Consider the following 13,360-nt stretch of genomic DNA (forward strand, 5'->3'; position numbering starts at 1 on the left):
TCACACTTACGTAGTGGGGGGAGCAGGAGAATTTGAATCGTTTCGATCCTGCTGACTTGAGCCTAGCAACTTAAAAACCATCCCACAAGAAGGTTTTTGAAAAACGTGAAACAACGTCGCAAGTAGCCGCCCATCCGTCAGCGATGATTCTGAAGCCAGCAATAAAGTCAGTTCCGAATGCCGCAGCGTCCGCAACGTATGTGCCGGAGCCAGGACCGCATGCTACGAGCCTCCGCGCCATTAGTGGCTACGCTATGAGCGTGAAGAACCTGGACCTGAACCTGCTGCCCCACCTGCAGGTCCTGCTTGAACTGCGGAACATCTCCCGGGCAGCGGAGCGGCTCCAGCTCAGCCAGCCCGCCACCAGTGCGGCGATGGCCCGGCTCCGGCGCCATTTCGACGACGAACTACTGGTACGGAACGGCCGCACCTTTGACCTCACGCCCTTTGCGCAGTCCCTGGTCCCGCTGGTTGATGAGGCCATGCTTCACATCCAGCGGGCCACGCGGGTGCGGTCCGGTTTCGACCCAGCCTCCAGTGAGCGGGAGTTCGTTATCGCCGCCTCGGATTATGCGGCGGCGCTGATCGTGGGTCCACTGCGCGGCATCCTGCGCGAGGAGGCCCCGGGCGTGTCAGTGGATTTCGTCCCCACCGCCGGCACCGGCATCCAGGGCCAGATGGCCGACTATTCGAAGATCGACCTGCTCGTGGGGCCCACCGGGTACCAGATGCAAGGTGCCAGCAAGCAGGTGTTCCGCGACAGCTTCGTGGCTATTGCCGACGCCGGGAACCCCCTGCTCCAGCAGCCCCGGCTGACGTTGGCGGACCTGGCCTCGGTTCCCCACGCCGTCGGCTATTTCGGCGAGGGAATCAGTACCCCGGCGGACAAGCTGTTCGAGTCGCGGGGCATTCAGCGCCGCGTTGCTGCCGTGGTGGCCGGGTTCCTGTCCCTGCCGCTCCTGGTCGAGGGCACGGACCTGGTGGCGATGGTCCCGCGGATGCTGGCCGCACGGGCCCAGCGTGGCGCGGACATCGTGGTGCTGGAGTTCTCCGAGGGCACCGAAGCTTCCCTGGTGGAGGCCATGTATTGGCACCCGTCCCAAGCGGAGGACCCGGCCAGCGTCTGGCTGCGGTCCGTCGTCCAGCGCTCCTGCGCCCGGCTCCACGAACTCTTCCCCGTCAGTGCCCACACCGTGAATGTCCAGGCGGCGGATGCCCCGTAAAGCCGCGGCTGGTACCCCCTGCCGGAGGGGGGTACCCTGTGTGGTCTTCCTCCCGTGACCGGGAGGGAGCGCAGCCGTAGACTCGTGCTGACAGCGAGCCGGGCAGCGACTCGGGCAACCCCAAGGAGGACCGTTATGCGCAATGTAACCACCAGCCCTGAGGCGGCCGCCGCCGCACAGACCCTGTTCCGGGTGGGCCTGGGAGGCGTGCTCATCGCCCACGGATCCCAAAAACTTTTCGGCTGGTTCGGCGGGGGAGGCGTTGAAGGCACCAGCAAGGGCATGCACGCCATGGGGTTCCGCCCCGCAAAACCCAGTGCCGTACTCGCGGGTGTAGGTGCAGCAGGAGCGGGGCTTGCCTTGGCCCTGGGGATGGCCACCCCTGCCGCCGGCGCAGCAGCTGCCACCACCATGGGTGTGGCAGCCAGCGTCCACGCCCCGAACGGCTTCTTCGCCCAAGAGGGTGGCCTCGAGTACCCGGCCGTGCTGGGCCTGGCAGCAGCGGCCTTCACCATTGGCGGCTCCGGTCCCTTCTCCCTGGATGCACTCACCGGCCACGTCCTTGACCGGCCTTGGATGCGGATCACCGCCTTGGCCGTGATCCCCACGGCCATCGCCATCCAGGTTGCCCGACGGCGCAAAACCCTCGCAGCCGACGGCGCGGCACCGGCCGCAGACGCTCCTGCGGTCATCACCACGGAAGAGGGCTGAATCGCCGGACTGGTCGGCGGTGCTGCCGGTCTAAGTTCTTGCGGTGGCCCGCTACCTAGTTGGGATGTATAGGGGGCAGTCAGCGCACGGCGTCCGAGATGGACTTCGCACCGCCGTGGGATGCCTGGCCGCCGTCCACCGGGATCTCGGCCCCTGTCACAAAGGATGAGAGCGGGCTGAGGAGGAAAAGCACGACGCCGGCCACTTCCTCCACGCTTCCGGTACGTCCCAGCGGGGTTTCGGCCAGCGTGGCCTGTCGGAACTCCGGTTTGGCACCGGCCGTCATGGGAGTCTCGATAAAGCCGGGGTGCACGGTATTGACCCGGATCCCCCGTGGCCCGAGTTCCATCGCGGCCACCTGGGACAAGCCGCGCAGCGCCCATTTGCTCGCGGTGTACGCCACCGGATAGTGGGCGGTGAGCCCCGCAACAGAGCCCACATTGACGATCGATGAGCCGCTGCGCATCAGCGGAGACAGTGCCTGAATCCCCAACAGGCTGCCGGCCACGTTCACTTCATAAACCTTCTGGAGGTCGGCCACCGAAGCGTCCAGGAGCCTGCTGCGCTGTGTGATCCCGGCATTGTTGACCAGCCCGTCCACCTGCCAGCCCTGCGACCGGATCCATGAAGCGAGTCCGGACCAGCCGGAGGCATGGGTCACGTCCAGCTGCCGGTACACCAGGGCACCGGTCCAAACCGAAGACTCCGCGCCCAGTCCAGCTGGCATGTCCGCCGTCAGATCCGTGGCGATCACCCGTGCCCCGGCCTCCGCCAGCAGCCGTGCTTCCGCGGCACCCTGCCCCTGGCCGGCGCCGGTGACCACCACGGTCCGGCCGTCAAGGTGGAGGGAAACCACGCTAGACGCCGGAAGGAGCCGCAGTGGCAACCCGGTTGCGGGGCCGGACCCGGGCTGCCACACGGGTCACGGCCTCGCGCCGGGCGCCCACCGTGTTCTCGATGGTGCCGATGCCTTCCACCGTCATCCTCACCACGTCGCCGGTTGTCAGCGGCGGGGGAGTCTTGGCGCCGTTGCGACCCCACAGTTCCGCGAGGCAGCCGCTGCCGCACGTGCCGGAGCCCAGCACGTCACCGGCCCGCACCACCGAGTCCTGCGAGGCATAAGCCACCAGCTCCGCGAACGGCCAGCCCATATTGGACAGCAGGTCCTGCCCGATGAGCTGCCCGTTCACCTCTACGGCCATTGAGATGGGCAGGAACCCCTCCCCGTCGTGCCGGTCCTCGAATTCGTCCGCCGTCATGATCCACGGGCCCAGGGTGTTGGCGAAGTCCTTGCCCTTGCACGGTCCCAGGCTGACCTTCATCTCGCGGCGCTGCAGGTCCCGCGCAGACCAGTCGTTGAGGATTGTGTAGCCGAAGATGTGCCGGTGCGCCTCCGCGGCGGTCAGGTTCCGGCCGTCGCTGCCCGGAACGCGGCCGACGACGGCGGCCACTTCCGTCTCGAAGTCCAGGTCCTCGCAGCCCGCCGGAATGCCGATCACCTCGCCGGTGCCGGTCACCGTGTGCGGGTTGGTGAAGTAGAAGGTGGGCGCCTCGTACCATTCGGGCACCACGCCGGCCACGCCGTCGATGCTCTTCCGCACGCCTTCAACGTGTTCCTCGAACGCCACGAAGTCCCGGATGGTGGCGGGCACCAGCGGGGCGAGCAGCTGCACCTTCGCCAGCGGAACGGCAGGGGCGGAAGCTACGGTGTCCCGGGCAACGCGCAGGGTCTCATCCAGCCCGGCGTCCAGCAGCGTCTGGACGCCCTGGCCGGCGGGCAGTGGGTAGCAGTTTCCGCCGTCCACAAAGCCGGACTGCGTCCCGCCGTCGTAATTCCAGCGTGCGATCTTGACCATGTGAGTGTTCCTTAAGCAGTGGGTCGGGACGTCAGGGCGGCCGCTGCCGTGATGCCCAGGGTGCGTGCGTTGCCGCCCAAAACCTGTGCCTCGCCGTCGGACGAAAGGCCGGCACCCTGGACCTCGTCCACCGGCAGGTCGGAGCCCATGTCGAACGGGTAGTCCGAGCCCAGCAGCACCTGCTCCGGACCGGCTGCGGCCACGAGTGCCTTCAGTTCAGCGGGGCTGTGGACGAGCGAGTCGAAGTACAGCTTCTTCAGGTAGGACGACGGCGGCTGGGCACAGCCATGTGCCTCGGGCCGAACATTCCACGCGTGGTCCGAGCGACCCAAGGTGGTGGGCAGATAACCACCGCCGTGCGCCGCCACAACCTTGAGCTCCGGGTACCGGTCCAGGACGCCGCTGAAGATCAGATGGGACAGGGCCACCGCGTTCTCGGCAGGCTGGGACACCGTGTTGGCGAGGTAGAAACGGTCCAGCCGCTCATCCAGCGAGCAGCCGAACGGGTGCAGGAACACCAATGCACCCAGCTCTTCGGCCCGGCGCCAGAACGGCTCCAGCCGGGGGTCGGAGAGTTCCACGGTGCTGCGCTCCGGATCGTTCGGGGTGGCGGCGAACGATCCGATCTCGACGCCGAGCAGTCCGCACTCAAGCACGGCGTGCTCCAGGGCTTCCACCATCAGGGCGGGGTGCTGGAGCGGGACCAGGCCCAGGCCGTTGAGCCGCTCCGGGGCGCGGTCCACGAACCCGCGGACAGCCTGGTTGGCTGTCTTTGCCACCTGCAGGGCAAGTTCTTCGCCCGCAAAGTAGTAGAAGTGCGACGGCGACAGCGAGACCAGCTGCACGTCCACACCTTGGGCGTCCATGTCCGCGAGCCGGCGGTCCAGGTCCGTCAGCTGCGCCCAACGCTCCTTGATCATCCGGCCCGAAGCGGCCATCGATTCGGGTCCGTTGCGCCGCACCTCCAGGGCCTGCTGGGCGCCGAAGCCCTCGGGGTCCGCCTCGGCCACGAGCTGCTGCAGGGCCGGAAGCAGGATATGGGCGTGGACGTCAACGGTGGGGGATTCCGTGGCGCGGGTGTTCATGCCGGTTCCTTAACGAGGCTGGAGATTGAATGCATGAGGCCGGGCACGTTGGCATCCCGGACGCCGTCGAGCATCCACTGGCCCAACTGGACCGACGCGTCGACAACTGCCTTTGCCCTGTCCAGGCGGCGGTCGGTGAACTCTTTCCAGAGGGTCTCGGTAACGTCGTCGGCACTGATGAGCAGCTCGGCCAGCACAGCCGCGTCCTCCATCGCCATGGCAGCACCCTGCGCAATTGTGGGCGGGCAGCTGTGCGCGGCGTCGCCGATGATGACGCTTCGCCCGCGGTTCCAGGGCCCGTCCACCAGGTGCGTGGTGAACCAGGTGTAGTTGATGCGGGCACTGTGGTCCAGGTTGGCGCGGATCTCGTTCCAGGGGCCGCCGTAGGCCGCGGCGAGTTCGGCCATGATGCGGGGGCCGTCCTCGTGCTTGCGCTCCTGGGCCTTCTCCACGAGGTAGGCGTAGATGGTGTCAGGGCCGGTGGGGCAGTAGCCGGCGATGAAGCAGGGGCCGCCGTAGGTGAGGTCCGTGCGGACCACTTGCTCGGGGCGCTCCACGAAGGCACGCCAGATTCCCATGCCCGTGGACTGGGGTTCAACCTCGATGCCGATGGCCTTCCGGACTGCCGAGTGCAGGCCATCCGCGCCGATGAGGAGGTCGTAGGTGGTGCTGCCGCCGTCGGCGGTGCTCACGGTGACGGACCCGCCGTCGTCCGTTATGCCGGTGACGGTCTTCCCGTAGCTGATGCGGGCGCCTGCCTGCTCGGCCCGTTCGCGGAGGATGGCCGTGAGGTCCGGGCGGTACATGCCCATCGTGGCGGGGAGGTCATCGCCGCCGGTCCGGATGTCCTCCAGGACGGCGATGACGGTGCCGGCGGGGTCCGGGGCGCGCAGGCCCAGGGTGCTGAACCCGTAGCCCTTCGCCTCGACCTGCTCCCAGACGCCGAGTTGGCGGAGAACCCGCAGGGCGTTGCCCTGCAGGGTGATTCCGGATCCAAGGGTCTGCGGTGCGTCCGCCTTCTCGAGGATTTCCACCTGGATTCCGGCATCGGCCAGGAGGATGGCTGCGGTCAGTCCCGCGGCTCCGGCCCCGACGATTCCGACGTTCTGTACTGCTGCCATCGCTGACTCCTTTGTATTGACGGCGTTACTGCTGGTGGTTTTGTTGCTGTTTTAAGTGAAAAGCTACCGGACGGCGATCGGGTTGACGGGCGATCCGACGGCACCGGTGATGGGAAGCGGGGCGGCGGTCAGCAGGAAGTCGTACCTGCCGTCCGCCGCACACGCTTCCGCCAGGCCGTCCGGGTCCCACATCTCGCCCAGGAACAGGCCCAGGTTGGGGATGGCAATCTGGTGCAGGGGCTGGAAGGCGGCGTCGAACTCGTTGGGCCGGACTTCGAAGCCCCAGGTGTCGGTGGCGATCCCGGCAATCTCGGAGCGGTGCAGCCATGGCGCCGTGGTGAAGGACAGGCCGGGGGCAGAACCGCCGGCGTAGTCACCCCAGCCGTCACGGCGGACCCTGGTGTACTGCCCGGTGCGGATCACTACGATGTCACCCCGGCCCACCTTTGAGCTTGGGCCCTGCAGGTCAATGGTCCGCTGGAGGTGCTCGGGGGTGATCGCGAATCCGTCTGGCAGTTCGCCGTCGTTCCTCCCCAGTTCGGGGCCGAGCGCCCGGCCGACGTCGAGCAGCACCCCGCGGGTGACGATCTTGGCGGCGGCGGTTTCGATGCCGGTCACCAGGTCACCTTCGGAGGTGACCACGTCCCCGGCGGCGCGGCCGTTCCAGGCCTTGCCCTGGTCGAAGATGTGGCCCAGGCCGTCCCACTGCGTGGAGCACTGCAGCGGCATGGCGATGACGTCGTCAGCACCGCCGAAGCCGTGCGGGAAGCCCTGGTTGCCGCGCTCGGCGTCCACGCCCGTGTCCGTCATGGTGTGGACGGGGTTGGTGCGGCGGCGCCAGCCTTTCTGCGGGCCGTTGGTGTCGAACGGCTGGGACAGCGAGAACGCTTCGCCGGTCTTGACCAGGGCCGCGGCTTCGACACGCTTGCCGGCGTCGATGAAGTTCAGCGTGCCCAGGACGTCGTCCTGGCCCCAGCGGCCCCAGTTGTTGTGTGCCTCGGCCATGGCGCGGATGCTGCCGAGCGGGTCTTCACGCCGGATCACCGGGGAATCGGTTGATTCCCCGGTGGCGGTGGTTGGTGTGTCCTGGGTGGTCACTGGACACCTTCACTTGTGTTTTCGTCCTTGCAGTGGATGAGCTGGGTGCCCAGCCCAGTGATGGTGCCTTCCATAACGTCGCCGTCCTGGAGCAGGCGTCCCCAGTGCTGGCCGTTGCCTGCCGGGCTGCCGGTGAGCACCAGGTCGCCCGGGCGCAGCGGCATGATCTGGGACGCCTCGCTGACCAGCTTGGCCACGCCGAAGATCATGTCCTGCGTGGACTCGTCCTGCATGGCCTTGCCGTTGAGTTTCAGGGTCACCTGGACGTCCTGCGGGTCACCGAAGAACTTGGCGGGCACCAGCAGCGGTCCGGTGGGCAGGAATCCGGGGGCGTTCTTGGCCCGGTACCAGTCCGAGCCGATGGCCGGCATGTCCTTGCGGAAGACGTATTCACGGGTGGTGATGTCGTTGACCATGGTGTAGCCAAAGACGTGGTCCATGGCTTCCTCGGGGGTGACGCGGAACGCGGTCCTGCCGATGACTGCTGCCAGTTCCAGCTCCCAGTCGTGGGACTTGGAGTAGGCAGGCAGGGTGAGGTCGTCCGTGGCGGACGCGATCGCCGTCGGGAGCCCGATAAAGAAGTACGGCGTGCCCTGGCCCGCGCGCTTGTCCATCATGGCAGCCGTCTTGGCGCGCACTTCCTCTTCGTCTTCGCCCGGTTCGCGGTGGGCCGCAGCGAGGTCGATCACGTGCTTGCGGTAGTTCGCGCCGGTCTGCAGGACCTGGGCGGGTTCCACCGGGGCGAGGACCTCGACGTCGGCCAGCGCCAGGCCGGCGTCCTGGCCGGCGGAGGTTGCGAGGGCGTCCAGCTGGGCTTCGGTGGTGTCCCAGTGCTCGATCAGGGAGTTGATGTCCCCGTCCAGCGGCAGGACCCGGTCCTGGACCAGGAGGCCGGCGCGGGCCTTGCTGTCGCCCGCTTCCTGGAAGCGGATGAGGGCATATGTTGCTTCAGGCATATCTTTCTAGCCCCGTCCCTGCTTGGCGTAGGGGTTGAGCAGGGCTTCCTTCATCTCGGCGGAGGCGCCTTCTTCCGTGGCGGTGAAGCCCTCGGCCGGCGGGAAGGATTCGGTCATGGAGTGCGGCATGGCACCGTTCTTGTAGAAGTTGTTGGAGCCCAGGGATGGCTTCCAGGTGTTGGCGTCCCAGTCCGGGACGTAGTTGCGGTAACCGCCGGAGTTCAGTTCGACGCGCAGGCCTGACGGGTCGCGGAAGTAGAGGAAGTTCTGCTCACCCACGCCGTGGATGGAGGGGCCGTATTCCATGGGGGTGCCGTTTTCCATCATGACGTCAGCGGTGCGGAGCAGGTCCTCGGTGGCGTCCACCCAGAAGGCGATGTGGTTGACGCGGCCGGCGCGGCTGGAGGTGTCCAGGACGACGCCCAGGTCGTGGGACTTTTCGTTGGTGGTCAGCACGGAGAACACGGTGATGGGTGCTTCGTCCAGGTCAACAAAGGCCATAACGCGGAAGCCGAGGGCCTCGTTGTACCACTTGGCGAAACCGCGGACATCGGAGGAGGCCACCGTGACGTGGTCCAGGAAGCGGGGTGCGGCAGCATGGCTGCTGCGGCGTTCCGGCCGGTCCGGGTAGGTGGACTCGAAGCCGGGCTCGGCGACGAACTTCTCCACTTCATAGAAGAGGCGCATGTGGTGGCCGTAGGGGCCGGTGAACTCGTAGGCCTTGCCGAAGCCGTGGCCGCCAGCGGTCCAGGTGCCCTCCACGCCGGTCGCTTCGACGCGCTCGGCTGCGGCTTCCAGGGCCGCCTGGGAGTTGGTGCGCCAGGCCATCCGGCCCAGGGACGCTTCCGGTCCTTCCGTGATGACCAGGCTGTAGCGGTAGTAGTCGCCCCAGCAGCGCAGGTAGACGTTGCCGTCCACGCGGTCGATGATGCGCATGCCGAACTTTTCCTCGTAGAACCGTGCCGAGGCTTCGACGTCCGGGGTGGTGATCTCGAGGTGGGCAAGATGGGAGAGCGGAGTTTCCACGTTGAAGTCCTTCTGGTTACTGGCTGCGGTACTGGTTGTTGCAGGTCCTGTAACTACTGTGAGGCACTTCATATATTCGGGGAAGGTGAGCTTTTTGATATCAACTATCCGTCGCGCTGATACCTGCCAGATGCGACGCTCTCTCACTTAACGCGCTTAAATCACTAACGCTCTCTCACTTTCTTAAGGAGAGTGAGAGAGCGTCGGCCGGGATGGCGCGTTAAGTGAGAGAGCGTTGGCGAAAATGGCGCGTTAAGTGAGAGAGCGTGCCAGCCGGTGCGTTACTCCTTGCCGAGCCCCGCGGCCGAGGTTTTCTCGCCCGAAACGCTGTTGAGCGCGGCCAGGTCGAAGATGCCGTTGATGTCGGCCTGCTTGGTGGTGCCCGCAGCGACGCCGTCGGCCAGGAGTTTCTGGTAGGTTCCGGCGAGCGGGTCCACGGTGAACACGATGTTCTTCAGGGACCGGTCAATCACGTCCGCCTTCAGCTCGGCGCCGGCAGCTTCCTTCAAGGCAGCGTTGATGACAGAGGCCTTCTCGCCGTCGGCCGCGCCGTTCAGCCACTCAACCGACTTCACGTGGCCCTTCAGGAGCGCCTTCACGGTGTCCGGGTGGTCCGCCGCGAACTTCTGGCTCACGATCAGGATGGTGGTTGGGAATTCGCCCGGCTTGCCGGACAGCGAACCGTCCCACAGGTCCTTCTCATCCACCAGCACCTTGGCTCCGGCGGTCAGCACCAAACGTGAGGCCCACGGCTCAGGCAGCCACGCGCCGTCGAGCTTTCCGTCCTGGAACAGCTTCAGGGTCTGCGCGTTTTCGGTGGGGTTGATGGCCACGTCGCCGCTGCCGTCCACATTGGTCTTGTAGCCCTGGGATGCCAGCCACGCGCGGAGCGCAACGTCCTGCGTGCCGCCAAGCTGCGGGGAGGCGAGCGTCTTGCCCTTGAGGTCCGCCGCGGAGTTAATCTCGGGCTTGACCACCAGCTGGGCGCCGCCGGCGGCCGCGCCGGCGATGATGTGCACCGACTCGCCGGCGCTCTTAACGTAGGAGTTGATGGCCGGGTTCGGGTCGATGTAAGTGGCGTCGATGGCGCCGGCGTTCAGGGCCTCGATGGCGGCAGGGCCGGCGTTGAACACCTGGGTGGTCAGCTTAGTGTCCCCGAGTCCATCGGCAATGTGGCCCTGGCTGACGCCGACAAGGGCGGGGGCGTGGGTCACGTTGCCGAAGTAGCCGAGCTTCAGTTCGGCGGCGGGGTTGCCGGCAGGCGCGGTCTCCTGGACCGTTGCCGGGGCGTTGTTGTTGACGGCGGAGGCGACGGCGGCGCCGCCGCCCACCAGGGCCAGGATGCCGGCGGCGATGCCGATCTTCAGGCCGAGGGGGCGCTTGGGAGCGGCTGACTGGCCGGCGACGATCCGGGTGGAGCCTGGCTGTTCCGGACTCTTGCTTGAGGGGTCTGACATTGGAAGTTCCTTTGCTGGGGCGGATGCTGAGTTGAGATTACGGAGCACCCGGCAGCGCCACAATGATCCCGTAGCGGGCGTTCACGGGACGTCGCGAACGCTCAACAGGGCGTAGCGCAGCGTCAAGGAACGTCGCGGGAAGACATAGAGCAAGGCTTACGACGGCGTCGCCCGGCTCAGCGGGCGCGGGAACGTTTGGCGTCTGGATAGGGAGCGCCTGCGGATGAAGCATTCCGCCACGGCTAGGTTGATGACCCAGGCGGCGCCCATCAGAAATGCCCTCGTTGTAACGTCCGGCGGGCTGGCGAGGAGTTCGGGCACGATGAGGATCAGGGCCTGGGTTCCGGCGCCGAGGCCGATGGCGTACGCCCTGGTCATCCACGCGCCGTGCCTCGTGAAGTCGCGGCGCAGCACTGCGCGAAGTCCAAGGATGAGGCTCAGTGCCATGGCGGAGCCGAAAACGAGCCGAAGGACAAGCAGCAGCTGCCCGTCGCTGGGCGGCAGGGTGTAGAAGACCGCCATATAGAGGCCGGACAGCGCTGCGAGCAGGCCCGCCGGCAGGAGGATCCGGCCGGCGATACGGTGCCACCGGCGCCGGCGCTGGCGAAGCGACGGAACGAACTGAAATGCTCCGAGCAGGGAGTAGACGGTGACACTGACTATGTGGATTACCACCGGCGCGGGGGAGTCGAAGAATCTGGCGTTGCGTTCCGTCACCGCCGCTCCGCCCGTCAGTTCGGTCAGCCGGGCGGCGCCTGCGATCACCGGGATGAGGCTGAGGAAGATCAGGCCGGCGGGAACAAGCCACTCCCGCCGCCGTCGCTTTGCAGCTGCGGGCGCCTTTGCTGGTGCACCTTGCCTTGTGGTTTGCATTGTCCTGCTCCTCTTGGTGCCGGCGTACTTGGCCTGACGGAAGCGGACCAGCAGGTCGCGCTTCGGGCTTAGGTGTACGGCGTACACCTTCTAGGACTAAATGTAGGTGTACGCCGTACACTGGTCAAGGGGTGCAAGGAAACGAAAGGACCAATGGCATGAGCAGGCAGGGCGGGGCGCAGCGCGTGCGCCTCAACCGCGACCGGGTGCTGCAGGCCGCCGTCGCGCTGGCTGACGAGACAGGGATCGGGCCGCTGAGTATGCGCAGGCTCGCCCAGGAGCTCGACGTGGTGCCCATGGCGCTCTACAAACATGTAGCCCACAAGGATGAGCTTCTCGACGGCATGATCGACGTGATCATCACCGAGATCGATCCGCCCGCCACCGGCCTGGACTGGAAGGACGTGGTCCGGCGCAGGATTCTTTCAGCCAGGAGCGTCCTTCAACGGCATCAATGGGCCCGGCAGGTCCTAGAAACGCGCACAAACAAAACGCCTGGCGTCTTCGCCTACATGGACTCGTTTATCGGGATGTTCCTCGAGGGCGGCTTCTCGGTGGACCTGACCCATCACGTCATGCACGCCATCGGCAGCCGCATGTGGGGCTTCACCCAGGAGCTGTTCCAGGAACCGGCGGACACAACAGTCGGAACGGCGGCAAAGCTGGACGAGGCGGTTCAGCAGGCAATGCTCCAGGAGATGGCCAGGCGCTACCCGAATGTCCTGGCGATCGCCATGGCTTCCGCCCACGATCCGGACGCCGTTGTTGGGCAGGGCTGTGATGACCAGTTTGAATTCGAGTTCGCGCTTGACCTGCTGCTGGACGGCATCGAGAAACTGCACGCGCAGCGTTGGACGTCGGCGCGGGCGTAAAGGCCAGCAACTGCTTAAACACAGCAGCTGCTTAAACACGCGGGAGTGGTACCGCGCCCTCGCCGAGGCCGCAGTACCACTCCGCCTTTTGTAGGGTCGGGTTTAGCTGCCGGCGGCTGCCGGCCTGGACTCCCGCACCGCCGGCGGCGTGAACCGTGCCCCGGTGTCCGGGAAGGCAGGCACCTCGATACGGGCGTGGGTATGGACCTCCTGGACCGTCCGGCGGGTGTGTTCCGCGATGTCTTCCATGGTGGCCACCCACATGCCGTCCATCGCCTTCACCCGTTCAATGAGCCTTTCCAGGGCCACTGCTTTTGAGGGCCGGCCGGAGATGAAGGGGTGGTTGGTGAGGACAAAGCAGCTGCCCTGGGCATAGTGCGCCTCCGCTTCGAGCGTCCACATTTCGAGGACCTTGGCCGGGCTTTCGATGACACCGCTGCCCGTGACGCCGGGGTAGAAGGCGTACTGCTCCCAGTCGTCCAGCGCCCAGTCGACGGGGATTTCCACGATGTCCCGGGTGTCGCCCGGGGCGACGCTGAAGCGGTAGGGGGCATCGCCGTCGAGCAGGCTTGAATCGTAGAGGAAGCCGCGGTCCGCCAGAAGTGCCGGCGAGTGCCAGTTCAGCTCCCACCACGGTGCCCGGTATCCCACCGGTTCTACGCCCGCAGCCTTTACCAGGGCCTCGAGCCCGCGGTCGATGTAGCGGGCCTCCGTTGCGGCGTCGATGCCCTGCATTGGCTCGTGCAGGTAGCCGTGGTGGGCCACCTCGTGCCCGGCGTCCACGATGCGCCGGACGGTGTCCGGGTAGCACTCCGCCGTGAAGCCGGGGACGAAGAACGTGGCGCGGATGTCCTGCCGCTGGAGGATCTGCAGCAAGCGGGGGACTGCCACCTTGGGCCCGTAGGACTGGTGGGTCATCAGGGACATCCGGCTGGTGCTCTTGGGGTCGTGGGCGATGGTGCAGGATTCGGCGTCGACGTCGAACGTGAAGGACGCTGCCGCGCGCTTGCCTTCCGGCCAGGTGATGGGGTGGGCGGAGTCGGGGAATGCTTCGTGAGTCATGTTGGGGATGTCCTGTCGTA

Annotated in this window: 13 protein-coding genes; 3 read left to right on the top strand and 10 right to left on the bottom strand. The window is 66.6% G+C overall.

Translation table 11 applies throughout. The features are described 5' to 3' along the window. Positions 1 to 260: 260 nt before the first annotated feature. Both M8J71_RS17385 and M8J71_RS17390 read left to right on the top strand, forming a co-directional pair. Positions 261 to 1,223 carry a LysR family transcriptional regulator gene (locus tag M8J71_RS17385; RefSeq protein WP_256249043.1) on the top strand — a complete coding sequence of 321 codons (963 nt, stop codon included), beginning with the start codon at positions 261 to 263 and terminating at the stop codon, positions 1,221 to 1,223. A gap of 135 nt (positions 1,224 to 1,358) precedes the next feature. Further along, positions 1,359 to 1,934, top strand: coding sequence for a DoxX family membrane protein (locus M8J71_RS17390; protein ID WP_256249046.1), 576 nt, complete (start codon positions 1,359 to 1,361; stop codon positions 1,932 to 1,934). Positions 1,935 to 2,013: 79 nt separating this feature from the next. Here the strand turns inward: M8J71_RS17390 and M8J71_RS17395 are convergent, their stop codons facing one another. The 9 genes from M8J71_RS17395 to M8J71_RS17435 all read right to left on the bottom strand — a co-directional run bounded on the left by M8J71_RS17395 (position 2,014) and on the right by M8J71_RS17435 (position 11,406). Then, positions 2,014 to 2,790 carry an SDR family NAD(P)-dependent oxidoreductase gene (locus M8J71_RS17395; RefSeq protein ID WP_256249047.1) on the bottom strand — a complete coding sequence of 259 codons (777 nt, stop codon included), beginning with the start codon at positions 2,788 to 2,790 and terminating at the stop codon, positions 2,014 to 2,016. A 1-nt stretch (position 2,791) separates the two neighbouring features. Continuing rightward, positions 2,792 to 3,790 carry a fumarylacetoacetate hydrolase family protein gene (locus M8J71_RS17400; RefSeq protein WP_256249048.1) on the bottom strand — a complete coding sequence of 333 codons (999 nt, stop codon included), beginning with the start codon at positions 3,788 to 3,790 and terminating at the stop codon, positions 2,792 to 2,794. An 11-nt stretch (positions 3,791 to 3,801) separates the two neighbouring features. Continuing rightward, positions 3,802 to 4,875, bottom strand: coding sequence for an amidohydrolase family protein (locus tag M8J71_RS17405; protein WP_256249049.1), 1,074 nt, complete (start codon positions 4,873 to 4,875; stop codon positions 3,802 to 3,804). Beyond that, entirely contained in the window at positions 4,872 to 5,996 is a 1,125-nt protein-coding gene (locus tag M8J71_RS17410; RefSeq protein WP_256249050.1) for an FAD-dependent oxidoreductase, read from the bottom strand. Before M8J71_RS17410 ends, M8J71_RS17405 begins: the two co-directional genes overlap by 4 nt. A 63-nt stretch (positions 5,997 to 6,059) precedes the next feature. Beyond that, positions 6,060 to 7,094, bottom strand: a complete 1,035-nt coding sequence (locus M8J71_RS17415) for a cyclase family protein (protein ID WP_256249051.1) — start codon at positions 7,092 to 7,094, stop codon at positions 6,060 to 6,062. Continuing rightward, the gene (locus M8J71_RS17420; protein ID WP_256249052.1) at positions 7,091 to 8,050 is read right to left on the bottom strand and encodes a fumarylacetoacetate hydrolase family protein; all 960 of its coding nucleotides are present in this window, start codon (positions 8,048 to 8,050) and stop codon (positions 7,091 to 7,093) included. The genes M8J71_RS17415 and M8J71_RS17420 overlap by 4 nt, the downstream gene beginning before the upstream one ends. 6 nt (positions 8,051 to 8,056) lie before the next feature. After that, positions 8,057 to 9,076 (bottom strand): VOC family protein, encoded by a 1,020-nt coding sequence (locus M8J71_RS17425; protein ID WP_256249053.1) that lies wholly within the window; start codon positions 9,074 to 9,076, stop codon positions 8,057 to 8,059. 281 nt (positions 9,077 to 9,357) lie between these two features. Next, positions 9,358 to 10,533, bottom strand: a complete 1,176-nt coding sequence (locus M8J71_RS17430; protein WP_256249054.1) for an ABC transporter substrate-binding protein — start codon at positions 10,531 to 10,533, stop codon at positions 9,358 to 9,360. A 156-nt stretch (positions 10,534 to 10,689) separates the two neighbouring features. Continuing rightward, the gene (locus M8J71_RS17435) at positions 10,690 to 11,406 is read right to left on the bottom strand and encodes a DUF2306 domain-containing protein (RefSeq protein WP_256249055.1); all 717 of its coding nucleotides are present in this window, start codon (positions 11,404 to 11,406) and stop codon (positions 10,690 to 10,692) included. Positions 11,407 to 11,564: 158 nt separating this feature from the next. Here M8J71_RS17435 and M8J71_RS17440 point away from each other — a divergent pair, with 158 nt between their 5' ends. Continuing rightward, a complete protein-coding gene (locus M8J71_RS17440) occupies positions 11,565 to 12,278 on the top strand; it encodes a TetR/AcrR family transcriptional regulator C-terminal domain-containing protein (protein ID WP_256249056.1) in 714 nt (237 codons plus the stop codon). Between the two features lie 102 nt (positions 12,279 to 12,380). Here M8J71_RS17440 and M8J71_RS17445 read toward each other — a convergent pair whose 3' ends face one another. Further along, positions 12,381 to 13,340: a polysaccharide deacetylase family protein gene (locus M8J71_RS17445; RefSeq protein ID WP_256249057.1), complete on the bottom strand. Its 960-nt coding sequence runs from the start codon at positions 13,338 to 13,340 to the stop codon at positions 12,381 to 12,383. Positions 13,341 to 13,360: the final 20 nt, after the last annotated feature.

This window comes from Pseudarthrobacter sp. R1, from assembly GCF_024494415.1.
In the GTDB taxonomy this organism is placed as follows: domain Bacteria; phylum Actinomycetota; class Actinomycetes; order Actinomycetales; family Micrococcaceae; genus Arthrobacter.